This window comes from Sulfitobacter dubius (assembly GCF_900113435.1).
Taxonomy (GTDB): Bacteria; Pseudomonadota; Alphaproteobacteria; order Rhodobacterales; family Rhodobacteraceae; genus Sulfitobacter; species Sulfitobacter dubius.
This window is the reverse complement of record NZ_FOPG01000001.1, coordinates 297,435-318,464: the sequence shown is the minus strand read 5'-3', so window position 1 is coordinate 318,464 and position 21,030 is coordinate 297,435. Positions and strand designations below refer to the sequence as shown.

The following is a 21,030-nucleotide window of genomic DNA, read 5'->3' as shown; positions in this document are numbered from 1 at the left end:
GCATGGATATTCGCCAAATCACCCCCCGCTATTTCGTCGCCCCGCAGATCGAGCCCGGTGACATGGAAAGCCTGCGCGCCCAAGGCATCACCCGCATCCTGTGCAACCGCCCTGATGCGGAAGTGCCGCCCAGCCACCAAGCCGCCGCCATGCGCGAAGCGGCCGAGGCGGCGGGCATCGCCTTTGCCGAACAGCCGCTGACCCATCAGACCATGACCCCCGATGTCATCGCCAACAACCGCACCCTTGGCGTCGAGACAGATGACACCGTGCTGGCCTATTGCGCGTCTGGCACCCGTTCGACCATCGCTTGGGCCTTGGGCCAAGCTGGTGAGATGGACAGTGACGCGATCATCGAAGCGGCGCGTCAGGGGGGCTATGACCTTGAAAACATGCGCCCTATGCTGGGTCAGAGCTACAGCTAAGACCGCGTGTCGGCCCCGACCACGGGGCCGACCGCTGGGCCGGTGTCTCTTGCAGGCGGTGCCAGAACGCTCTGCGGCAATTGCACCCGGAACGCCGTGCCGGGCACATTGCCCAAGAAGCTGATCTCCCCGCCCAAGCGGCACATGATCTCGCGGCAGATGGCAAGACCAAGGCCCGCGCCATCGCCCTCTCCGGTGATGCGCGAAAATTTCTCGAAAATCAGCGCCTCTGATCCTGCATCGATCCCGTGGCCGTTGTCGACGAAATCGATCACCAGCCCCTGCGCCGTGACCTGTGGAGAGATCACCAGTTGCGGCTGATCGGCAGCGCAGTATTTGCGGGCGTTGGTGACAAGGTTGATAAAGACCTGCACCAGCCGGTCGAGGTCGCTCGTCAGTGTGATATCCTCAGCCTGCGGATCGCGCAGCACCTCAAGCGGGCGCGTGGCCCCGGCCTGCGCCGTGGTCACCGCCAGATCGAGCAGGTCGCGCAGGTTGCCCTCCCGCTGGTTCAGCGTCACCTGCCCGTTCTCCAGCACCGACAGATCCAGCAGATCGTCCAACAGCCGCGTCAGGCGGATCGTCTCGCTGTGGATGATCGTGGCGTAGCGATTCTTATCCGCGTCCGTGAGGTCCGGCGCGTCGCGTAGAATCTCGGAAAACGACCGGATCGAGGTCATCGGCGTGCGCAATTCATGGCTGATTTGACTGAGAAAACTGTCCTTTTGCAGCGACAATTGCGTGAGCTTCTCATTCGCCGCGCGCAGCTGCGCCGCCGTTTCTGTCAACTCCCGCGATTTGGTTTCAAGCTGGCTGGAATACTCCAACATCTGCGCGGATTCGTCGGCCACGGCGAGCAGGTCCTGCACCGAAACAGACGCCCCGCCGACGATCTGGGCCACCATCGCATGGGCCGTCGCCGCCCCGACCGAAGCCGCCAACTCCCGCTCCAACGCCTGTACGAATCGTGGCGTGGGTTCCGGCAGGCGTTGCCCATGCCCTTGCCGTTCCGCTTCTCGCGCAAAGAACGCCTGCGCCTCTGTAGCGCCCAAGATCCGCTGCGCCATGATCATCAGGTCTTCGCTGCCCGCGACTGAGGCCGTCCACCCCCGCGCCGGGCCGGAGTGGTCAAAGACATTAACGAATTGCGCGCCCTGAAGCCGCTCCAGAGGCGCGGGAAAGCTGAAAAGCGAGACGACCACGAAGACCAGCGTGTTAAGCGCAAGGCTCCAGACCACCGCATGCACCGTCGGGTCAATCCCAGCGATGCCAAAGAGCGCCTCGGGACGTAGCCACGCAAGCCCCCACAGCCCGCTCTCCAAAGTCGCGCTCGACAATGCCACATCCGCGCCGAAACTGGGCAGCAGCATGGTGAAGACCCACAGCACAAAGCCCGTGCCCAGCCCACAAAGTGCCCCTGCCCGCGTGGCCCCGCGCCACAGGACACCGCCCAACATGGCAGGCAAAAACTGCGCCACACCGCCGAAGGAGATCGTGCCAATCGCCGCCAGCGCCCCGCTGCCGCCCGAGGCGCGGTAGTAGAGGTAGCCTAGCCCGACCACGCAAAAGATCGACAGCCGCCGCGCGAGGATCACGATATTGCGCACGTCACCCGACTGCGTCGCCCCGTCGCGCCGAAACGCCAGCCAAATCGGCATGACGATGTGGTTGCTGACCATGGTCGAAAGTGCCAGCGTGGCGACGATCACCATCGAGGTGGCTGACGAAAACCCGCCCAAGAAAGACAACATCGCCAGCCCATTCTGGCCTTGGCTCAGCGGCAGGCTCAGCACAAACAGATCGGGGTTCGCGCCTTCGGGCATCAGGTCCAGCCCCACCACCGCGATTGGCACGACGAAAAGACTCATCAACATCATATAAAGCGGGAAGGCCCAGCTGGCGATCTGCAACTGGCGCTCGTCGTCATTCTCGACCACCATCACCTGAAACATGCGCGGCAGGCACAAAAGCGCGGCCCCCGAAAGCACCGTCAGCGCGGCCCAACGGCTGCCTTGGACTTCCCATTGGCCGATGTCCGAGGCATCGATCCGCGCCAAAGTCTCACTCAAGCCTCCGGCCAGCCCCCAGATCACGTAGATACCGACCGCCACCAGTGCCAGCAGCTTCACCACCGCCTCAACCGCGATGGCGATGACAACGCCGTGGTGCCGCTCGTTCACGTTCAGGTTCCGCGTGCCGAAAAGCACCGTAAACAGCGTCAGCCCCGCCGCCACCCAGAGGGCGGCCTGCCCACGGTTGATCACATCGCCTCCCGCTTCGGCCAGCGGCACATCCGCGGCGGCGAAAATCGACAGGGACAATATAACCGACTGTAATTGCAGCGCGATATAGGGTGTCACGCCGATCACGGCCATGACCGTCACCACAATTGCCAACGTGTTTGACTTGCCGTAGCGCGAAGAAATCAGGTCGGCGATAGAGGTCACCCGATGGCTCCGCCCGATCCGCACCAAACGCCGCAGCCCCCACCACCAACCGATCATCACCAGCGACGGGCCAAGGTAAATCGTCACATACTCCAACCCCGAACGCGCGGCATAGCCCACCGCGCCATAAAAGGTCCAAGCGGTGCAATAGATCGACAGGGACAGGGTATAGACCAGTGGCGAGCGCAGCAGCCAGCCGCCCTGCCCGCGCAAGGCCGCGCGTTCGGCGGCAAAGGCCACGATGAACAGCCCCGCGACATACATCAGACATACCGCGACCAACTGGTTGAGCGACACCATCAGCGCGGCCCGTCTTTGGTATCGGCACCCCCGTCCGACGCCACATCCCGCGTCCGCCGCCAGAGCGCCCATGTCGCCAAGATCAGCAACGCCCAAACCCCGAAGAGATAGCGCAGTGCCACGCTCATAGCGATTGTCGGCTCGGTGGGTTCGGGGGTGGCGTCAGGCAGGATCTCTGGCACGGGCCACAGCAACGGCACCATCCATAGCATCAGCCCCAGAAACGGCAGCAGCCGCACCGCATCCATCATGCGCCGCTGGCGGTAGCCGCGTTTTTCCAGAAAGATCGGAGAGCGGGGCATGGCGGGTTAACTGGCGATCAGGTCGCGCACCGCGTCGAGCATCTCTGAGTTCGAAAACGGCTTGGTCATAAAGCGGCTGACCCCGGCCTTCTCGGCCATAGCGCGGTCCCGGCTTTGGCCGCGCGCGGTCAGCATCAAGACCGGCAAGGTCTCCATTGCCGGGTCACCGCGCAGCTCATCGAGTATCTCAAATCCGCTCTTGCCCGGCAGCATGACATCCAGCATCACCAGATCAGGCGATGCCTTGCGGATCACCTCCACCGCGCCCGATCCATTGGCCAGCGTCTCCACCCGCCAGCCCTCTTGGCCCAACAAAAAGCGGATGGCCTCGGCGATATTCACCTCGTCCTCCACCAAAACTACGAGTTTGCTCATCGGCAAAAAGTCTCCCCCCTCGGTGTGCGACCGCCCCGTCTTGTTGCAGGGTCTCGCGCACCGGGGCGAGCATGCATCGGTTTGGCAGCCCTGTCAAAAACTGCCTGAGCGCCTGTTAGATTCCGTCGCGCAAGATCGAAGGTTCGCGCCGGGCGCGGCATCCTTCGACCGGACAAATCCGGCAGGTTGCGCCCACGGGCTGCGCAGGTGCCGCCCCCGACGGCACCGGCAAAAGCAACATGACCGATTGGCTCAAGGGCGGCGTGTTATAGGCGGCGGCGGCCTGAACTTCGCAGGTCGCGATCGCCTCAAACAGCGCCTGACCCCGGCCCATCTGCATGACGCGAGATTTCACCACCAGCCCCGGCTGGCCCTGCACCGCAAAAAGCGGCCAAAGCGGGCAGCAGGCCCCAAAGCGTGGCACGGTGAACCCTTCGATCGACTTGGCAAAGGTCACGCTGCCCGAGCGGTCACAGACCACCAGCCCCGCACCCAAATCGGGCAAAGACGCCAAGCGCCGCAGCACCCGGCCCATCGGCTGGTCCAATCTGCGTGCCAATTCGGCTGGGTCATGGCCCGTCTCCTCAACGGTCCGCTCCAGACGCGCCAAGGGCAGCGCCGCCGCGTCCCGCGCGATCTGTTGCAACACCCCCGTCGCGATATGCTGCGCGGCCTTGGTCTTGAGCGCATCGGCCTGCTCCACAAGCGCCGCGATTGCCTCCTGCGGGGCGCGGGCCTGCTCCAACGGGTCAAAGCGGTAGTCATGCGCGGCGAGAAAAGCTTCCACCTCCGCCTGCGGGGAGTGGGCCACCTCACGGGTCTCGGCGGCATTGTCAAAATAGGTCACCAGCGCCTGCGCGCTGTCAGACAGGCGGCGGCTATCCTCGTGAATGTTCGCATGGAACCGGTCGCGCCATTCGGGCTGCAGACTGTCCGTCTCCGCCAAAATCGAGGCGGTCGATCGGATGGCGGCAGCGGTGCTGAGCAGCTCATGCATCGACGTGGCAAGCTGCGGATCATGGGCCAACCGGTCTGACAACGCCTCTACCGTCTGCTCCAACGCATCAATGCGCCGCTGGCTGGTGGCGAGCACTTTGGCCCACCCCGGGAAACGCCCCGCGAATTCGTCGGCGCGGTCGCTTTCCGGCCCCATCAGCCCTGCATCCTCAGCCGCTTCGCGCAGCGCGGCGATCAGCGCGGCTTCGGCCCCTTCGGTCAGCGCCTGCGGCTCCACCCCAAGCGCATGGGCGATGTTGAGCAAGAGTTTCCCGCCGATTCTGCGTCGGTTATGTTCGATCAGATTGAGGTAACTGGCCGAGATACCGCTTTGCTGGGCCAACTCAGCTTGCTTCACCCCCGCCATCACCCGCCGCTCACGGATACGGCTGCCAGTCAGCCCCTCACGCATGAGGTCGCTCCGCGCGTGGTTTCGCCCGTTGTTTCAAGGTCTTTCTGCGGCGCAACATCATGTTATTTACAAACCTCGCGAAGTGATTGCGAATATATTTACAGAAATATCGTTTCCATCAAGCAGGTTATTGATCGGTTTTCAGTTTCCGCGCCATAGTTTCTTTGCATTCTTGCGCGCCGTGGCACCGGGGGAGGTTCCGCTGCCACGGCTCTTAAAAACATGGGAGGACTTCATGTCGTTTACAAAACTGACACGCCGCGGACTGATCCAGACCGGCGCGGTTGCCGGTGCAGGGTTGGCGCTGCCGACCTATCTGCGCGCGGAAAATCACGCGGGCTTTACCAATGCCCCTACGGGCAGCACGGTCACGCTTGGCTTCAACGTGCCCCAGACCGGCCCCTATGCCGAAGAGGGTCTGGATGAGCTGCGCGCGCAGGAGCTTGCGGTCGAGCACCTCAATGGCGGGGGCGACGGCGGCATGATGAACACCTTCAGTTCTAAAGCGCTGAAAGGGAACGGCATTCTGGGCAAGAAGGTCGAATATGTCACGGGCGACACCCAGACCAAATCCGACGCGGCCCGCGCCAGCGCCAAGTCGATGATCGAAAAAGACGGCGCGGTGATGATCAATGGCGGCTCGTCCTCGGGCGTGGCCGTGGCGGTGCAGGACCTTTGCCAATCGGCGGGCGTGATCTTCATGGCGGGTCTGACCCATGCCAACGACACCACCGGCAAGGACCGCAAGGCCAATGGCTTCCGGCATTTCTTCAACGCCTATATGTCTGCCGCCGCCCTCGCCCCGGTGCTCAAGAACGCCTATGGGTCTGAGCGCCGCGCCTATCACCTGACGGCGGATTACAACTGGGGCTGGACCCAGCAGGAATCCATCGCTGCCGCGACCGAGGCGATGGGCTGGGAGACCGTGGAGAACGTGCTGACGCCGCTCGCCTCGACCGACTTCAGCTCCTATATCGCGCCGGTGCTAAACTCCGGCGCCGATGTGCTGGTGCTGAACCACTACGGCGGAAACATGGTGAACTCGCTCACCAATGCGGTGCAGTTCGGCCTGCTCGACAAAGAGGTCAACGGCAAGAAATTCGAGATCGTCGTGCCGCTCTACTCCGAACTGATGGCCGCCGGTGCCGGGGCCAACGTGCAGGGGGTCATCGGCTCGATGAACTGGAACTGGCAATTGCAAGACGAAGGGTCCAAAGCCTTCACCAAATCCTTTGGTGAGAAATATGGCCGTCCGCCGTCGAACTCCGCGCATACCTGCTACGTGCAGACCCTGCTCTACGCCGATGCGGTGGAACGCGCGGGCTCATTCAACCCCTGCGCCGTGGTCGAGGCGCTGGAGGGCTATGAGTTCGACGGTCTGGGCAACGGGCCGACGCTCTACCGCGCGGACGATCACCAATGCTTCAAGGACGTGCTCGTGATGAAGGGGGCGGAGAACCCGACTAACGAATACGACACGCTTGAGATCGTCGAACAGACGCCCCGTGCACAGGTCGAATATGCCCCCGATCACCCGATGTTCGCGGGCGGTGATCTGGGCAAATGCAACCCCGGCGCGTGATCCGCTGAAATCAGATGGCGCGCGGGCCTGATCCTGCGCGCCCTTTTTATCGCTGCATGCGGCCCTGCCGCTTGTAAACGCTTCCCTTACAGGTGGGGACCATGGACGCAATCCTTCTGCAAATACTCAACGGCCTCGACAAAGGCTCTGCCTATGCGCTCATTGCGCTTGGGCTGACGCTGATCTTCGGCACCCTTGGCGTGGTCAATTTCGCCCATGGGGCGCTTTTCATGATCGGGGCTTTCTGTTCGGTCACGCTGCAACGCATTCTGACCCTGAGCGTCGAGACCATCGACGAGACCAAGAAGGATTTCCTCGGCAATCCGCTGAAGGTCAAAACGCCCTATGTCGAACAGTGGTTCGGGCCGGAAACGGGGCAGGCGATTATCGATTGGTCGGTGCCGCTGGCGATCCTCTTTGCGATCCCGGTGATGCTGCTCATTGGCTTCATCATGGAACGCGGGCTGATCAAACATTTCTATAAGCGTCCCCATGCGGATCAGATCCTCGTGACCTTCGGCCTTGCCATCGTCCTGCAGGAAGTCGTCAAGTATTTCTACGGCGCCAACCCGATCCCCACCCCTGCGCCGCAGGCCTTTGTCGGCAGCTTCGACTTCGCGCCGCTCCTAGGCTTGGACACGTCTTTGGCCTACCCCTATTGGCGCTTGGTCTACTTTGGCTTTTCCACACTCATCATCGCCGCCGTCTTTGCTTTCTTGCAATTCACCACCTTCGGCATGGTCGTCCGCGCCGGCATGGCAGACCGCGAAACCGTGGGGCTTCTGGGCATCGACATCGACCGCCGCTTTACCATCATGTTCGGCATCGCCGCCGCCGTGGCGGGGCTTGCGGGGGTGATGTATGCGCCGATCAACTCGCCCAATTATCACATGGGCATGGACTTTCTGGTGCTGAGCTTTGTTGTCGTCGTGGTCGGCGGCATGGGCTCCCTGCCCGGCGCGGTGCTGGCGGGGTTCCTCTTGGGCATCCTCGAAAGCCTCGCGTCCATGAATGAAATCAAAAGCATCATCTACGGTATCGACCAGATCATCATCTACGTCGTTGCCATCGTGATCCTGCTGGTCCGCCCGCGCGGTCTGATGGGTCGCCGCGGCGTGATGGAGGAATAAGACATGTTCGGACTGGAAAAACGCGATACGCTTCTCTTGGGGGTCGTGGTCGTTCTCACGCTCTTTGCCCCCTTCATCCTCAACCCCTTTCCGGCGGATTCGGGCCTTGCGCAATTCAACGCGGGCTACCCCGACCTGATGCAACGCTTTGTGATCTTTGGCATCTTCGCCATCGGGTTCAACATCCTCTTCGGGCTGACCGGCTATCTCTCCTTCGGCCATGCGGCCTTTCTGGGTGTCGGTTCCTACTCTGCCGTGTGGATGTTCAAACTGCTCAGCTACAACGTCGTGCCCGCGCTGGTGCTGGCCGTCATCATGGCGGGGCTGTTCTCGGCGCTGATTGGCTTTATCAGCCTGCGACGCTCGGGCATCTACTTTTCGATCCTGACGCTGGCCTTCGCGCAGATGTCGTTCAACCTCGCCTATTCGGTGCTAACGCCGATCACCAATGGTGAGACGGGGTTGCAGATCTATACCTCCGATCCGCAGTACCTCCAGTCTGTCGACGCGCCGTCATTCCCTAATCTCTTCGGGGCTGCGATGAACTCCTCGACGACGCTGTTCTTTGGCGGTTGGACGTTTACTTTCTCCGTCGGCTACTACTTCTGCGCGATCTTCCTGATCCTCGCCTTCTATCTGGCGATCCGCATCTTCCGCTCGCCTTTCGGCATGATGCTGCGGGCGGTGAAGTCTAACCAGCAGCGGATGAACTACACGGGCCTAAACACGCGGCCCTACACGCTGGCGGCCTTTGTCATCTCGGGCATGTATGCCGGTCTGGCCGGTGGCCTGCTGGCCGCGATGGACCCGCTCGCCGGGGCTGAGCGGATGCAGTGGACGGCCTCTGGCGAAGTGGTGCTGATGACCATCCTTGGCGGCGCGGGCACCTTGATCGGGCCGGTGCTGGGCGCAGGGTTCATCAAGTACTTTGAAAACATCTTTGCCAAGATCAACGACAATGTGCTGCACGGCTGGTTCGCCTTCATGCCCGACGGGATCGAAGACGCGATGGTAGCGATCATCCACCCCTTCGTCGGCAAGGGCTGGCACCTGACGCTTGGCCTGCTGTTCATGCTTGTTGTGATCTTCCTGCCCGGTGGGCTGGTCGAGGGTGGGCAACGTCTGGGCCGTGTCTTCCGCCGAAAAGACAAAAACGCAGGCTCGGTCGAAGCCGACGCCGCCCAACGCCGTAGCGAAGCCGCAGAATAGGAGAGACATCATGTCCATTCTCGAAGTCAAAAATGTCGGCAAACGCTTTGGCGGGTTGCAGGCGCTGAGCGATGTGAACCTCAGTGTGGCGGAGAACTCCGTCCATGCGATCATCGGCCCCAATGGGGCGGGCAAGTCCACGCTACTGAACTGTCTGGTGGGCAAGCTTATCCCCGATACCGGCTCGGTCATGTTCGACGGCCAGTCGGTGCTGGGGCGCAAACCCTATGAGATCAACCAGATGGGCATCAGCCGCGTGTTCCAAACGCCTGAAATCTTTGGTGATCTCACGGTGATGGAGAACATGCTGATCCCCTGCCTTGCCAAACGCGACGGGGCGTTTCAGCTGAACGGCTGGTCGCGGGTCGTGGGCCAGCGTGACATGATCGACAAGGCCGAAGAAATGCTGCGCGACATGAACATGATCGACAAGCGGCACATGCCCGCGGCCTCCATGTCGCGGGGTGACAAACGGCGGCTAGAGATCGCCATGTGCCTCGCCCAAGACCCCCGTCTGCTGCTCTTGGACGAACCGACCGCCGGCATGGCGCGGGCCGACACCAACAACACCATCGACCTGCTCAAACAGATCAAGGACGAGCGCGACATCACCATCGCCATCATTGAACACGACATGCACGTGGTCTTTTCACTGGCCGAGCGGATCACCGTGCTGGCCCAAGGCACGCCACTGGTCGAAGACACGCCCGACCGGATCAAGGGCCACCCCAAGGTCCGCGAAGCCTATCTGGGCGAGAGCCAAGACGCTGCCTGATCTATCCTGTTGCCGAACCCCAAGGACACCCCAATGAGCACCGACACGCTAGACAAAAACGCCAACCACGCCCAAACCGCCCCGGCCTTCCTCTCGGTCTGGGACATTCACGCCTATTACGGCGAGAGCTATATCGTGCAGGGGGTGAGCTTTAACGTCCATGAGGGCGAAATCCTCGCCCTGCTGGGCCGCAACGGGGCGGGCAAAACCTCGACCCTGCGGGCCATCTCAAGGGTCAGCGACCCGGAACTCAAGCGCGGCGAGATTTGGCTCGACCATCAGCCGCTACACAATATGGCCAGCCACCAGGCCGCCGCAGCGGGGCTGGCGCTGGTGCCCGAAGATCGGCGCATCATCTCGGGGCTGACCGTCGAAGAGAACCTGAAACTCGCCCAGATCGCACCGCCTATCGGCTGGTCCCTCGACCGGCTCTATGACCTCTTCCCGCGCCTGCGTGAGCGGCGGAACCAAGAGGGGGTGACCCTTTCGGGCGGAGAGCAACAGATGCTGGCCATCGCCCGCGCCTTGGCCCGCGACATCAAGGTCCTGCTGCTTGATGAGCCCTACGAAGGGCTGGCCCCGGTGATCGTGGACGAGATTGAAAAGACACTGGGCCTTATCAAGGCACAGGGCATCACCACCATCCTTGTTGAGCAAAACGCTGTGCGCGCCCTGAAACTGGCAGATCGCGCGGTGATCCTCGACACCGGCGGCGTGGTCTTTGACGGCACGGCGGCGGAGGTGCTGGACAACGCAGAGCTGCGTGCGGAGTACCTCGCGATCTGATCCCCTTGTCCCCACGGCCCGGCGCCTGAGCATATTGCGTCATCATGTACCGGGCCGCATCTGCGCGTCAAAAAACCGATCCTACCCCCTAGACAACAGTTGGCTTTTCATGGCTTTGCCCATGCCCTATAAGCGAGCACAATCAATCGCGCAGCGATAGGCTGCCTGCCTGTCGAAATCTTCGAGGATCCAATGACAAAAAACACCCATGATAGTGACGTGGCCTTCATCAAGGCCCTCGCCGAACTGCTGAACGAGAACGACCTGACCGAGCTTCAGGTAAAACGCGATTACGCCGAGGACGACAGTCTGAACGTGCGGGTAAGCCGTAAACCCCCACAGCAGGTCATGGCCGCCCCGCAGCAGCAATACCAACCTGCCCCCGCCGCTGCCGCAGCTGCGCCCGCGGCAGGGAACGCCCCTGCCCCCGTTCAGGTCGAAACCGATCCTGCAGACCACCCCGGCGCGGTGACTTCGCCCATGGTCGGCACGGTTTATCTGCAGGGTGAGCCCGGCGCGCCATCGTTTATCAGCGTAGGTGCCAGCGTCTCCGAAGGGGATACGCTGCTCATCGTCGAAGCCATGAAGACGATGAACCACATTCCCGCCCCCCGCGCTGGCACCGTCAAGCGCATCCTCGTCGGTGACGGCGATGCGGTTGAGTTCGGCGCCCCGCTGGTGATCTTGGAATAAGGGCAGATCATGTTCAGCAAAATCCTAGTCGCCAACCGCGGAGAGATCGCCCTGCGCGTCATCCGCGCGGCCCGCGAGATGGGCATCCAGACGGTCGCGGTGCATTCCACCGCCGACAGTGACGCGATGCATGTGCGCATGGCCGACGAATCCGTCTGCATCGGCCCACCGTCCTCAACCCAATCCTATCTGTCGATCCCGGCAATCATCGCTGCCTGTGAAATCACCGGGGCCGAAGCGATTCACCCCGGCTATGGTTTCCTGTCGGAGAACGCCAACTTCGTGCAGATCATCGAAGACCACGGCCTGACCTTCATCGGCCCCACTGCGGAACACATCCGTGTCATGGGCGACAAGATTACCGCCAAGGACACGATGAAGAAGCTCGGCGTGCCTTGCGTGCCCGGCTCCGAAGGCGGCGTAGCTTCGCTCGAAGAAGCCAAGCGCTTGGGCGAAGAGATCGGCTATCCGGTCATCATCAAGGCCACGGCAGGCGGCGGCGGCAAGGGCATGAAAGTCGCCCAGACCGCCAAGGATATGGAAAAAGCCTTCCAGACTGCCCGCGCAGAAGGCAAGTCGAATTTCGGCAATGACGAAGTCTATATCGAGAAATACCTGACCACCCCGCGCCACATCGAGATTCAGGTCTTTGGCGATGGCAAGGGCAATGCCGTGCATCTGGGCGAGCGTGACTGTTCGCTGCAGCGCCGCCACCAGAAAGTCTTCGAAGAGGCCCCCGGCCCCTCGATCACCGAAGAAGAGCGCGCGCGGATCGGTAAGGTCTGTGCGGATGCCGTGGCCAACATCAACTATATCGGTGCCGGCACGATCGAGTTCCTCTATGAGAACGGTGAGTTCTATTTCATCGAAATGAACACCCGCCTTCAGGTGGAACACCCGGTGACCGAGGCGATCTTTGGCGTCGATCTGGTGCGCGAGCAAATCCGCGTCGCCGAAGGGCTGCCAATGTCCTTCACCCAAGAGGATCTGGTCATCAATGGTCACGCCATTGAGGTTCGCATCAACGCCGAGAAACTGCCGAACTTCGCGCCCTGCCCGGGCCGGATCACGCAGTATCACGCGCCGGGCGGCCTTGGCGTGCGGATGGATTCAGCCCTCTATGACGGCTATTCGATCCCGCCTTATTACGACAGCCTGATCGGCAAGCTGATCGTACATGGCCGCGACCGCCCCGAAGCGCTGGCGCGTCTTGGTCGGGCCTTGGGTGAGCTGATCGTGGATGGTGTCGATACCACTGTGCCCTTGTTCCACGCGCTTTTGGCCGAGGAAGACGTGCAGTCGGGCGGATACAACATCCACTGGCTTGAGCATTGGCTGGAAACCAACCTCGGCAACGCCTGACGACTGATGTCGGAGCTTACGCCCGAGATACTGCTCCACGGCTATTCCATCGGGATATTCCCTATGGCCGAACACCGCGACGACCCGGAGATTTTCTGGGTCGACCCGCGGCGCCGTGGCATTATGCCGTTAAACGGTTTTCATATCTCACGGTCGTTGACGCGCGCCATAAGGCGCACGTCGTTTCACCACACGATCGACCGTGATTTTGACGGTGTCGTCGCCGCCTGCGCAGACCGTGAAGACACGTGGATCAACGAAGAAATCGCCGCTCTCTACGGCGCGCTGCACCGCGCGGGCCTCGCCCATTCACTTGAGGTCTGGGACGGAGAGGCACTGGTTGGCGGTGTCTACGGCGTCACGCTGGGCCGCGCGTTCTTTGGTGAGAGCATGTTTTCACGCCGGGACAACGCCTCAAAAATGGCGTTAGCGGCTTTGGTGGACCGCCTTCGTCGCGCCGGGTTTATCCTGTTTGATACGCAGTTCCTGACCGATCATCTGGCTTCTCTCGGGGCCAAAGAGATCAGCCGCGCCGATTATCACGCGCAGCTTGACGTGGCCAAACGCGGCAGCGCCGCGTTTAGTACGCCTGCATTAGACAGTCTTCAGGATGTACTGCAACGGATGACCCAGATGTCATAGCGAAAGTGCTCCAGCGCGTGCAACGCCGGGGCCGAGGCGATCATCCACCCTGAATAAAGCGGGTCTGCGCTGTCATTCTCGGTTATTTCAAGCGCCGCATAGGCATTGGCCGCCGGATCACCCACCGGATAGCGGCAATCAACCATGGTGATTTGCAAATTCCCAAGCGACTGGCTGTCGCCCCTAGTGATCTCAAGGTCGATCGTATTGCCGGAAATCTTATCCAACGCCCGCAACACGCCACCCGTGGCGCTGGCGACCTGACCGCCCTCTTGTGCATGAAGCGGCGCGGCCAGCAAAAGCGCAGCCATCAAAAGCTTTTTCATTCATCCACCCGGATTGCGTGAAACTTGGGGCCGCGCCTCAGGCGCAGCCGTCCGATCATTCAGGCTGCCAGGCCTCATAGTCTTTGCGCTCAACCGGTTCAGCCCGGCGCAGCGACCCTGCTGGCGCATAGGCCATGGGGGTGCCGGTGCGATTCTCGACATGTGCCTTTTCCCACGGCTTGTGGATCAGAGGCTTTTCTGTCGGCGGCTCGTCCCAAGTGCGGTGCAGCCAGCCATGCCAATCTGGGCTCACGCGGCTGGCCTCGGCTTCGCCGTTGAAAATGACCCAGCGTTTGCTGTCATCGGCGTTGCGGTAATAGATATTGCCCTGCGCGTCTTCGCCCACCTTGCTGCCCTTGCGCCAAGTGAAAAGCTGGGTGTTCAGCGTCTGGCCGTTCCACCAAGTGACGCCGCGCAGAAGTGAATTGAGAATGCCCATCGAGGTCTCCGTTCCTGTTGTCCGTTATATGCACCATGGAGGCTTTGGCGTCCAGCCTCACCGCGAAGGAGCTTGGCCTGTGCGCGGCCTCTGGCTAGGATCACAAAAACAGAAAGGGCAGTGATGGTTACGGCGAAAGAGACCCCTCCGGTGGCGGCAGAATGCTATGGCGTTCGGGTGCCGCAGTCGCCCTTTTTGAACGAGACACGCATTCAGCGGATCAACGCAGCGCGCTATGAAGGGCAAGAGATCGCTGGTGCGCTGGCAGTGATCCAGCCCGGCGATCGGGTGCTGGAAATGGGCGCGGGGCTGGGACTGGTGGGTGCCATTGCCGCCCATAAGGGCGCACCCGAAGCGGTTTTGTCGTTTGAGGCGAACGCCGCGCTGATTCCCCATATTCGTGCGCTCTATGACCTGAATGGATTGCAGAATAAGATCACGGTGCGAAATCAGCTGGTGATCAGTGGTGACAACCGGCCAGCTACCCTGCCCTTTCATGTGCGCAACTCCTTCCTTGGATCGTCCCTTATCGACAGTGACAACCGCGAGACGACACAGGTGGAAGTGCCCACAATCAGCTATGCGGAGGTCTGCCAAACCTTCAAACCCGATGTGCTGCTGATGGATATTGAAGGCGCAGAGTTGGAGTTTTTGCGCCATGCGTCCCTTGACGGGCTGCGTGCCGTGGTGATTGAGTTTCACCCCGACGCCTATGGCCGCGAAGGGATGCGCGAATGCAAGAGCATCCTAGAACGCGCCGGGTTTCGCAAGCAGCCCGATGTCAGCACCCGGCTTGTCTGGACCTGTACATGCAATCCGGCCGAGCGTCCGCCCGCGCCCGATGGTGGCTGGTCGACAAAGATTACGACTTTGGACAACGCGCTTGTTCAGCTTCCTGAACGTGACGGCCTTGTCCAGCCCGCGGGCGTACTGCACAGCGATGGCCGCCCCTGCCCGCCGGCAGCGCTGTGGCGAAACGGGCGCGCATTAACAACGCCGCCGCAGATGCCACAAGGCCCGGTTACTGAGCGTGCGGGCACTTGGCTTTGGGGTGGCGTCCTCTGGCTGCACTTCGGGCATTTTTTGGTGGAGAGCACGTCCCGCCTTTGGGCGTTGGATCACCTTGAGGAGGAGATAGACGGCGTCCTTTTCATCCCCAAACGTTCCCGCAATGGCGGAGAGGTGTCGGGGTATCAGCGTGACTTCCTCACACTTCTGGGCTGCGACAAGCCGCTGGTGAGTTTAGACGCACCGACCCGGGTCGAGCGTTTGATCGTGCCGGGGCAAGGCTTTGGTCTGGGAAGTTTGATCACCGGAACAGCGCCTTACCGCAACACCGTCGCCAACCGGTTTGCGCGCGAGATCGCGCCGGAAGGGCCCGAAAAGCTCTATATCAGCCGCAGCCAATTGCCCGCCGGGCGCGGCAACCTGATCGGGGAAGAGGCGTTGGAAACCTATCTGGCGGCACAGGGCTACAAGATCTTTCACCCCGAGAAACACGGGCTGCGCGAACAGATCGCGGTCTATAAGGCGGCCAAGCAGATCATCGCCGCAGAAGGGTCGGCCCTGCATCTCTTGGGGATGGTCGCCCGGCCCGCGCAGCAAGTGGCCATCGTCGTGCGCCGCCCGTCCTCAGCCACGCGCGGGTTGGAACAGCATTTGCAAAGTTTTGCAGGGATCACCACCGCGACGCTCTTCCATCTTACCCGGTCATGGAAGCCGCTCGGCAAAGCCAAGGCGCGGCTTTGGAAGGGGGAGCTTGATATGCCAGCGTTGCAAGACAGCCTACGGGAGACGGGTTTTATCGACCACAGCGGGCCGCGTTGGGCAAACCTAGATCCCGGAGAGGTGCGCGCCCGGCTGGGGGATCAATTTGAATTGGTGCCGGAGAAAACTTAACCCTCCGCCGCCTCTCGCAGCATCGCGGTGACTTCGATCTCAATGCGGTATTTGGGGTCAATCAGCCCGCATTCGATCATCATCGCCGCAGGCGGATGCGCGCCAAAGGCCTCGCGCAGCAGCGACCAGCAGGGCTCAAACTCTGCGGCATCGGGCAGCATATAGGTGACGCGGACCACATGGGCGAAATCACTGCCCGCCTCTGCCAGTGCTCGCTCAATCGTCGCCAATGCGGCTGCGCATTGGGCTTTGACATCCGCCCCTTCGCCCACGCAGCCCGAGACATAGACCATGCCACCTGCCACCACGGCGCGGCTGTAGCCAACCTTTTCCTCATAGGCGCCGCCCGATGAAATCCGCTTCATGACCGTTCCCTTCAATGTAAAAGGGCGGACCCATTGGCCCGCCCTCTATCTCTCTGCCTCGCGTCGGGTCTTAGCCCGCGCTGGCTGGTTCTTTGCTTTCGCTGTCGGCGTGGATCATCAGCGGTTTGGCCTCGGATGTAACGGCCTCTTCGTTGACGACCACCTCGGTCACCGTCTCCAGCCCCGGCAGTTCGAACATCGTGTCGAGCAGGATGTCTTCGAGGATGGAGCGCAGGCCCCGCGCGCCGGTCTTGCGTTCGATGGCACGTTTGGCAATCGCGGTCAGCGCGTCATCGGTGAAGGTCAGCTGCGTGTCTTCCAACTCAAACAGGCGCTGGTATTGCTTGACCAAAGCGTTCTTCGGCTCGGTCAAGATGGTGACCAGCGCGTCTTCGTCCAAGTCTTCGAGCGTTGCCAGAACTGGCAGGCGGCCGACGAATTCCGGGATCAGACCGAACTTCAGCAGGTCTTCCGGCTCAAGGTCAGTGAAAATCTCACCGATGCCACGCGCGTCGTTGTCACGCACATCCGCGCCAAAGCCCATGGCCGAACCTTTGCCCCGCGCCGCGATGATCTTGTCGAGGCCCGCAAAGGCACCGCCGCAGATGAAGAGGATGTTGGTCGTGTCCACCTGCAGGAATTCCTGCTGCGGATGCTTGCGCCCACCCTGAGGCGGCACGGAGGCGACGGTGCCTTCCATCAGTTTCAAGAGCGCCTGCTGCACGCCCTCCCCCGACACGTCGCGGGTGATGCTGGGGTTTTCGGACTTGCGCGTGATCTTATCGACCTCGTCGATATAGACGATGCCGCGCTGTGCACGCTCAACGTTGTACTCGGACGATTGCAGCAGCTTGAGGATGATGTTCTCCACATCCTCGCCCACATAACCGGCTTCGGTCAGCGTGGTCGCATCGGCCATGGTGAAAGGCACATCCAGAATGCGTGCCAACGTCTGCGCCAGCAGCGTCTTGCCGCAGCCGGTGGGGCCGATCAGCAGGATGTTGGATTTCGCCAGTTCGATATCGCCGCCCTTTTGGGCGTGGTTCAACCGTTTGTAGTGGTTGTGGACCGCAACCGAGAGCACGCGTTTGGCCATCGCCTGACCGATCACGTAATCGTCCAACACGCCACAGATGTCGCGGGGTGTTGGCACGCCGTCGGTCGCTTTGAGCCCCGAGGCTTTGGTCTCTTCTCGGATGATATCCATGCACAGCTCGACGCATTCGTCACAGATGAACACGGTCGGCCCCGCAATCAGCTTGCGCACCTCGTGCTGGCTCTTGCCGCAAAAGCTACAGTAGAGCGTATTTTTGCTGTCGTTGCCGGAATTATTCGCCATCTCAAACCTTTCAGGTCTGTCGTGTATGTTCGCCCCGATCTTGGGGCTGCGAGATTTGGCCTCAAGCTTAAGCCAGTGATCCCGGCGCTACAATCGCAAAATATGCAGCGCCGGACCCCTCTATTATTTGTCTTTCTTGCCCTTACCGCTGGCAGCGGCATCATCCGCCTTGCCACGGCTTTCGACGATCTCGTCCAAGTGACCCCATTCTTTGGCTTCTTCGGGGGTCATCCAAAGATCACGGTCGAGGGCTTTTTGAACGGTCTCCAGCGGCTGGCCAGAGTGTTTGACGTAAAGCTGGTACATCCGCTCGCGGGTCCGCTCGATATGGCGAGCCGAGATCAGGATATCTTCGGCCATGCCCTGCGAGCCGCCCGACGGCTGGTGGATCATCACTTCGGCATTGGGCAGCGCGAAACGCATGCCCTTTTCGCCACCGATCGCGATGACCGACCCCATTGAGGCCGCCATGCCGCAGATCAGCGTCGAGACCTTGGGTTTGATGTATTGCATCGTGTCATAGATCGACAGGCCCGCCGTCACCTCGCCACCGGGCGAGTTGATGTACATGCTGATTTCCTTGGTCGGGTTCTCCGCCTCAAGGTGCAGCAGTTGGGCGACGACAAGATGGCTCATCCCGCTGTGGATCGGGCCATTGACGAAAATAATCCGCTCTTTCAGCAAGCGCGAGAAGATGTCGTAGGACCGCTCGCCCCGGCTGGTTTGCTCAACCACCATCGGGACAAGCGTATTCATATAGGTGTTGATCGGATCGTTCATGCGTGCCTGCCTCAGTTCCTGTTCGCGGGACCATACCCGCAAAACTGTTACCCAGAGATTAGTCCCCCCGGTATGGGGGTTCAAGGGGGGCAGGCACGTCAGTTTTCTCTAATCGCCTCAATCACTCCGACGCGTCACGCAGGTAGGCGATCAGAGCGGCGATGTCTTCTTCTTTGCGCACACCGGGGAAGGACATTTTCGTGCCCTTCATATAGCCCTTGGGGTTTCCCAAAAATGCGCTGAGCTCGCGCTCGGTCCAGACCAGACCTGCCTCGGCTGCGGCTGCCATCGGTTTGGAGTACCGGAAGTCATCGACCGCACCCGCTGGGCCATCCACGATGCCGTTCAGCACCGGGCCGACGCGGTTCTTGGCCTTGGCGCCGATCTGGTGGCAGGATTTGCATTTGCGGAACACCTTTTCGCCCGCTTTGATCAGCGCCGGGTCGGCGGCAGGAGCCTCGGCGACCTCAACCGCCGGTGCCTCGGCGGGCGGCGCTTCGGGGGTGGGCTCTGCGGCTTGCGCCTCTTCGGCCTTAGCGGCGGCTTTCGCGGCGGTTTCTTCGGGCGTCACATCCAGCACGGCGGCGCGCATGGTGATTTCGACCGATGGTTTGCATTCGGTCATGCAGGGCTCTTCTTTAAATGCCGCAAACTCGACCTCTGCCCGGTCATCGGGTTTGAAGGCCTGCTCATTCGGCAGACGCGCTTCGGCAAAGTTGTCCGAAGAGAGCACAAAATCCTCATCTACCTCATCATTGAGATAAAGCAGATAGGCCGTGATCGCATAGACCTCATCATGGGTCAGCGACTGCGCGTTGCCAAAGGGCATGGCGCGGTTCACATAGTCGTAAACCGTTGAGAGATAAGGCCAATAGCTGCCGATCGTCTTGACGGGACGTGCATCGGACAGGCTGCCCTGCCCGCCTGCCAGCACCGGCCAGCGGCCTGTGCCTTCGCCAAAGACCCCGTGACAGGCTGAGCATTTCTCGGTGTAGATTTTATCGCCGGTCATCACGTCGCCGCTGCCCGCAGGCAGGCCCAGACCGTCGGGGCGCACGTCGATGTCCCAAAGGGCGATTTCCTCGGGCGTGGCGGCGCGGCCAAGTCCCAAAGGCTCTGCGGCAAGGGGGCTGGCCATGGCGCTGGCCAGCAGCGCAAGTTTAAGAAATCTCGACATTTTCGGCCTTTCCGTCAGCGTCAACAGCCCAAGTCTGGATGCCATTGTTGTGGTAGATCGAATTCTCACCCCGGATCTCGCGCAGGGCATTTTTGGTGGGCTGGACATAGCCGGTGCTGTCATGCGCGCGGCTTTGCAGCAGCAACGGTTTTCCGTCCCATTCGAAATCATAGTAAAAGCGGTGCAGCGCCTTGGGCGTGCTCGGCCCGTCCATCCGTGCCTCGTGCCATGTCATGCCGCCATCAAGGGTCACATCCACGCGCGGGATCGTCCCCCGGCCCGACCACGCCAGCCCCGTCAGAACGGTCGGCCCCGGCCCATGGGTGATCGGCGCTTGCGGGCTGGGGCTGGTGATGACCGATTTCGCGTCCATCTCCCAAGTGAAACGCCGCGCCACACCGTCGGCCATGAGGTCGGTATATTTGCTGGTTTCCTCGCGGTGGTGCCAGGGCTGGTCACCGACTTCGAGACGGCGCAGCCATTTCACCCACATGTTGCCCTCCCAGCCGGGCACAACCAGACGCACCGGGTAGCCCTGTTCGGGGCGCAGTGCCTCGCCGTTCATCTTGAAGGCGACAAGGCAATCGTCGAGCGCCTTTTCCATCGGGATTGAGCGCGTCATAGCGGCGGCATCGGCCCCTTCGGCTAGCAGCCACTTGCCTTCGGGCTTGATCCCCGCCTCTTCCAGCACCAGCCGCAGCGGCACGCCGGTGTACATGACGTTATGGATCATACCATGGGTGAACTGACAGCCGTTAAGCTGAGAACCGCGCCACTCCATCCCAGAATTCGCTGCACATTCAAGGAAGTAGACGTGGTTCTGCCGGGGAAACCGCTTGAGGTCTTCCATGGTCAGCACCAAGGGTTTGTCGACCAACCCGTGGATCATCAGCCGATGCTGGGCCGGATCAACGCGGGCAACGCCAGAGTGGTGACGTTCAAAACACAGACCATTGGGGGTGATCGTCCCGTCGAGGTCATGCAGCGGCGTGAAATTGATCGAACTCACCGGATCGGCAGTGAGCCACTCCACGGTGCGGCGCTTTACATCTGCCTCATGCGGCGATGGCATCCCATAAGGCGCGGCGTCAACGCCGTCGCCCAGCTCCTGCATCCACGGGTGAATGGCAATCGCCGGGTCCGTCTGGGCGCTGGCGCCGCCCGCCAGCGTCCCCGCAGCCGCCGCACCTGCCCCCGTTAGAAAGGCACGGCGCGATGGTCCAGTTTGATTTTCGTCAGTCATGTCGTGGCCCTCACATATTCAAATTC

General features: G+C 61.5%; 21 protein-coding genes. 10 read left to right on the top strand and 11 right to left on the bottom strand.

The genetic code is table 11. The features are described 5' to 3' along the window. Nucleotides 1-2: 2 nt before the first annotated feature. Nucleotides 3-425, top strand: coding sequence for a protein tyrosine phosphatase family protein (locus tag BM229_RS01530; RefSeq protein WP_093925944.1), 423 nt, complete (start codon nt 3-5; stop codon nt 423-425). Here BM229_RS01530 and BM229_RS01525 read toward each other — a convergent pair. From BM229_RS01525 to BM229_RS01510, 4 genes are all read right to left on the bottom strand, one after another. Further along, nucleotides 422-3,172: an ATP-binding protein gene (locus tag BM229_RS01525; protein WP_244152088.1), complete on the bottom strand. Its 2,751-nt coding sequence runs from the start codon at nt 3,170-3,172 to the stop codon at nt 422-424. The genes BM229_RS01530 and BM229_RS01525 overlap by 4 nt on opposite strands. After that, a complete protein-coding gene (locus tag BM229_RS01520; RefSeq protein ID WP_093925943.1) occupies nt 3,172-3,474 on the bottom strand; it encodes a hypothetical protein in 303 nt (100 codons plus the stop codon). Before BM229_RS01520 ends, BM229_RS01525 begins: the two co-directional genes overlap by 1 nt. Nucleotides 3,475-3,480: 6 nt before the next feature. Further along, nucleotides 3,481-3,849, bottom strand: a complete 369-nt coding sequence (locus BM229_RS01515) for a response regulator transcription factor (RefSeq protein ID WP_093925942.1) — start codon at nt 3,847-3,849, stop codon at nt 3,481-3,483. A gap of 115 nt (nt 3,850-3,964) precedes the next feature. Continuing rightward, complete coding sequence (locus BM229_RS01510; protein ID WP_093925941.1) at nt 3,965-5,257, bottom strand: helix-turn-helix domain-containing protein; 1,293 nt, start codon at nt 5,255-5,257, stop codon at nt 3,965-3,967. 235 nt (nt 5,258-5,492) lie between these two features. Here BM229_RS01510 and BM229_RS01505 point away from each other — a divergent pair, with 235 nt between their 5' ends. From BM229_RS01505 to aat, 8 genes are all read left to right on the top strand, one after another. Next, nucleotides 5,493-6,839 carry a substrate-binding protein gene (locus BM229_RS01505; protein WP_093925940.1) on the top strand — a complete coding sequence of 449 codons (1,347 nt, stop codon included), beginning with the start codon at nt 5,493-5,495 and terminating at the stop codon, nt 6,837-6,839. Nucleotides 6,840-6,940: 101 nt separating this feature from the next. After that, the gene (locus BM229_RS01500; protein WP_067261822.1) at nt 6,941-7,969 is read left to right on the top strand and encodes a branched-chain amino acid ABC transporter permease; all 1,029 of its coding nucleotides are present in this window, start codon (nt 6,941-6,943) and stop codon (nt 7,967-7,969) included. Between the two features lie 3 nt (nt 7,970-7,972). Then, the gene (locus BM229_RS01495) at nt 7,973-9,178 is read left to right on the top strand and encodes a branched-chain amino acid ABC transporter permease (RefSeq protein WP_093925939.1); all 1,206 of its coding nucleotides are present in this window, start codon (nt 7,973-7,975) and stop codon (nt 9,176-9,178) included. Between the two features lie 10 nt (nt 9,179-9,188). Further along, nucleotides 9,189-9,953, top strand: coding sequence for an ABC transporter ATP-binding protein (locus BM229_RS01490; RefSeq protein WP_093925938.1), 765 nt, complete (start codon nt 9,189-9,191; stop codon nt 9,951-9,953). Nucleotides 9,954-9,986: 33 nt separating this feature from the next. Next, on the top strand, nt 9,987-10,739 hold the full coding sequence (locus tag BM229_RS01485; RefSeq protein ID WP_093925937.1) for an ABC transporter ATP-binding protein: 753 nt from the start codon (nt 9,987-9,989) through the stop codon (nt 10,737-10,739). 192 nt (nt 10,740-10,931) lie between these two features. Beyond that, nucleotides 10,932-11,432, top strand: a complete 501-nt coding sequence (gene accB / locus BM229_RS01480; RefSeq protein ID WP_093925936.1) for an acetyl-CoA carboxylase biotin carboxyl carrier protein — start codon at nt 10,932-10,934, stop codon at nt 11,430-11,432. Nucleotides 11,433-11,441: 9 nt separating this feature from the next. Further along, on the top strand, nt 11,442-12,794 hold the full coding sequence (gene accC / locus BM229_RS01475; RefSeq protein ID WP_093925935.1) for an acetyl-CoA carboxylase biotin carboxylase subunit: 1,353 nt from the start codon (nt 11,442-11,444) through the stop codon (nt 12,792-12,794). A gap of 6 nt (nt 12,795-12,800) precedes the next feature. Further along, nucleotides 12,801-13,436, top strand: coding sequence for a leucyl/phenylalanyl-tRNA--protein transferase (gene aat, locus BM229_RS01470; protein ID WP_093925934.1), 636 nt, complete (start codon nt 12,801-12,803; stop codon nt 13,434-13,436). Here aat and BM229_RS01465 read toward each other — a convergent pair. After that, on the bottom strand, nt 13,400-13,762 hold the full coding sequence (locus tag BM229_RS01465; protein WP_093925933.1) for a DUF2155 domain-containing protein: 363 nt from the start codon (nt 13,760-13,762) through the stop codon (nt 13,400-13,402). The two genes, aat and BM229_RS01465, sit on opposite strands and share 37 nt — an antisense overlap. A 55-nt stretch (nt 13,763-13,817) precedes the next feature. Beyond that, nucleotides 13,818-14,201 carry an NADH:ubiquinone oxidoreductase subunit NDUFA12 gene (locus tag BM229_RS01460; protein WP_093925932.1) on the bottom strand — a complete coding sequence of 128 codons (384 nt, stop codon included), beginning with the start codon at nt 14,199-14,201 and terminating at the stop codon, nt 13,818-13,820. A 123-nt stretch (nt 14,202-14,324) separates the two neighbouring features. On the opposite strand from BM229_RS01460, the gene BM229_RS01455 reads away from it, so the two are divergent. Next, entirely contained in the window at nt 14,325-16,100 is a 1,776-nt protein-coding gene (locus BM229_RS01455; RefSeq protein WP_093925931.1) for an FkbM family methyltransferase, read from the top strand. Here the strand turns inward: BM229_RS01455 and BM229_RS01450 are convergent. The 5 genes from BM229_RS01450 to soxC all read right to left on the bottom strand — a co-directional run bounded on the left by BM229_RS01450 (nt 16,097) and on the right by soxC (nt 21,004). Beyond that, a complete protein-coding gene (locus BM229_RS01450; RefSeq protein WP_093925930.1) occupies nt 16,097-16,465 on the bottom strand; it encodes a RidA family protein in 369 nt (122 codons plus the stop codon). The two genes, BM229_RS01455 and BM229_RS01450, sit on opposite strands and share 4 nt — an antisense overlap. Nucleotides 16,466-16,535: 70 nt before the next feature. Beyond that, the gene (clpX, locus tag BM229_RS01445) at nt 16,536-17,804 is read right to left on the bottom strand and encodes an ATP-dependent Clp protease ATP-binding subunit ClpX (protein ID WP_093925929.1); all 1,269 of its coding nucleotides are present in this window, start codon (nt 17,802-17,804) and stop codon (nt 16,536-16,538) included. A 123-nt stretch (nt 17,805-17,927) separates the two neighbouring features. Beyond that, complete coding sequence (locus BM229_RS01440) at nt 17,928-18,584, bottom strand: ATP-dependent Clp protease proteolytic subunit (protein WP_067628353.1); 657 nt, start codon at nt 18,582-18,584, stop codon at nt 17,928-17,930. Nucleotides 18,585-18,705: 121 nt separating this feature from the next. After that, nucleotides 18,706-19,761 (bottom strand): c-type cytochrome, encoded by a 1,056-nt coding sequence (locus tag BM229_RS01435; RefSeq protein WP_093925928.1) that lies wholly within the window; start codon nt 19,759-19,761, stop codon nt 18,706-18,708. Beyond that, nucleotides 19,745-21,004 (bottom strand): sulfite dehydrogenase, encoded by a 1,260-nt coding sequence (gene soxC, locus BM229_RS01430; protein ID WP_093925927.1) that lies wholly within the window; start codon nt 21,002-21,004, stop codon nt 19,745-19,747. Before soxC ends, BM229_RS01435 begins: the two co-directional genes overlap by 17 nt. Between the last annotated feature and the right edge of the window lie 26 nt (nt 21,005-21,030).

What these genes read in the sequence shown, in the direction of transcription:
- BM229_RS01500 (WP_067261822.1), top strand. Translation starts at nt 6,941, where the DNA reads ATGGACGCAATCCTTCTGCAAATACTCAACGGCCTCGACAAAGGCTCT.
- BM229_RS01450 (WP_093925930.1), bottom strand. Translation starts at nt 16,465, where the DNA reads ATGAAGCGGATTTCATCGGGCGGCGCCTATGAGGAAAAGGTTGGCTAC.
- BM229_RS01520 (WP_093925943.1), bottom strand. Translation starts at nt 3,474, where the DNA reads ATGCCCCGCTCTCCGATCTTTCTGGAAAAACGCGGCTACCGCCAGCGG.
- BM229_RS01440 (WP_067628353.1), bottom strand. Translation starts at nt 18,584, where the DNA reads ATGAACGATCCGATCAACACCTATATGAATACGCTTGTCCCGATGGTG.
- BM229_RS01525 (WP_244152088.1), bottom strand. Translation starts at nt 3,172, where the DNA reads ATGGTGTCGCTCAACCAGTTGGTCGCGGTATGTCTGATGTATGTCGCG.
- soxC (WP_093925927.1), bottom strand. Translation starts at nt 21,004, where the DNA reads ATGACTGACGAAAATCAAACTGGACCATCGCGCCGTGCCTTTCTAACG.
- aat (WP_093925934.1), top strand. Translation starts at nt 12,801, where the DNA reads ATGTCGGAGCTTACGCCCGAGATACTGCTCCACGGCTATTCCATCGGG.
- accC (WP_093925935.1), top strand. Translation starts at nt 11,442, where the DNA reads ATGTTCAGCAAAATCCTAGTCGCCAACCGCGGAGAGATCGCCCTGCGC.
- clpX (WP_093925929.1), bottom strand. Translation starts at nt 17,804, where the DNA reads ATGGCGAATAATTCCGGCAACGACAGCAAAAATACGCTCTACTGTAGC.
- BM229_RS01490 (WP_093925938.1), top strand. Translation starts at nt 9,189, where the DNA reads ATGTCCATTCTCGAAGTCAAAAATGTCGGCAAACGCTTTGGCGGGTTG.
- BM229_RS01465 (WP_093925933.1), bottom strand. Translation starts at nt 13,762, where the DNA reads ATGAAAAAGCTTTTGATGGCTGCGCTTTTGCTGGCCGCGCCGCTTCAT.
- BM229_RS01530 (WP_093925944.1), top strand. Translation starts at nt 3, where the DNA reads ATGGATATTCGCCAAATCACCCCCCGCTATTTCGTCGCCCCGCAGATC.
- BM229_RS01510 (WP_093925941.1), bottom strand. Translation starts at nt 5,257, where the DNA reads ATGCGTGAGGGGCTGACTGGCAGCCGTATCCGTGAGCGGCGGGTGATG.
- BM229_RS01435 (WP_093925928.1), bottom strand. Translation starts at nt 19,761, where the DNA reads ATGTCGAGATTTCTTAAACTTGCGCTGCTGGCCAGCGCCATGGCCAGC.
- BM229_RS01505 (WP_093925940.1), top strand. Translation starts at nt 5,493, where the DNA reads ATGTCGTTTACAAAACTGACACGCCGCGGACTGATCCAGACCGGCGCG.
- BM229_RS01495 (WP_093925939.1), top strand. Translation starts at nt 7,973, where the DNA reads ATGTTCGGACTGGAAAAACGCGATACGCTTCTCTTGGGGGTCGTGGTC.
- BM229_RS01455 (WP_093925931.1), top strand. Translation starts at nt 14,325, where the DNA reads ATGGTTACGGCGAAAGAGACCCCTCCGGTGGCGGCAGAATGCTATGGC.
- BM229_RS01485 (WP_093925937.1), top strand. Translation starts at nt 9,987, where the DNA reads ATGAGCACCGACACGCTAGACAAAAACGCCAACCACGCCCAAACCGCC.
- accB (WP_093925936.1), top strand. Translation starts at nt 10,932, where the DNA reads ATGACAAAAAACACCCATGATAGTGACGTGGCCTTCATCAAGGCCCTC.
- BM229_RS01460 (WP_093925932.1), bottom strand. Translation starts at nt 14,201, where the DNA reads ATGGGCATTCTCAATTCACTTCTGCGCGGCGTCACTTGGTGGAACGGC.
- BM229_RS01515 (WP_093925942.1), bottom strand. Translation starts at nt 3,849, where the DNA reads ATGAGCAAACTCGTAGTTTTGGTGGAGGACGAGGTGAATATCGCCGAG.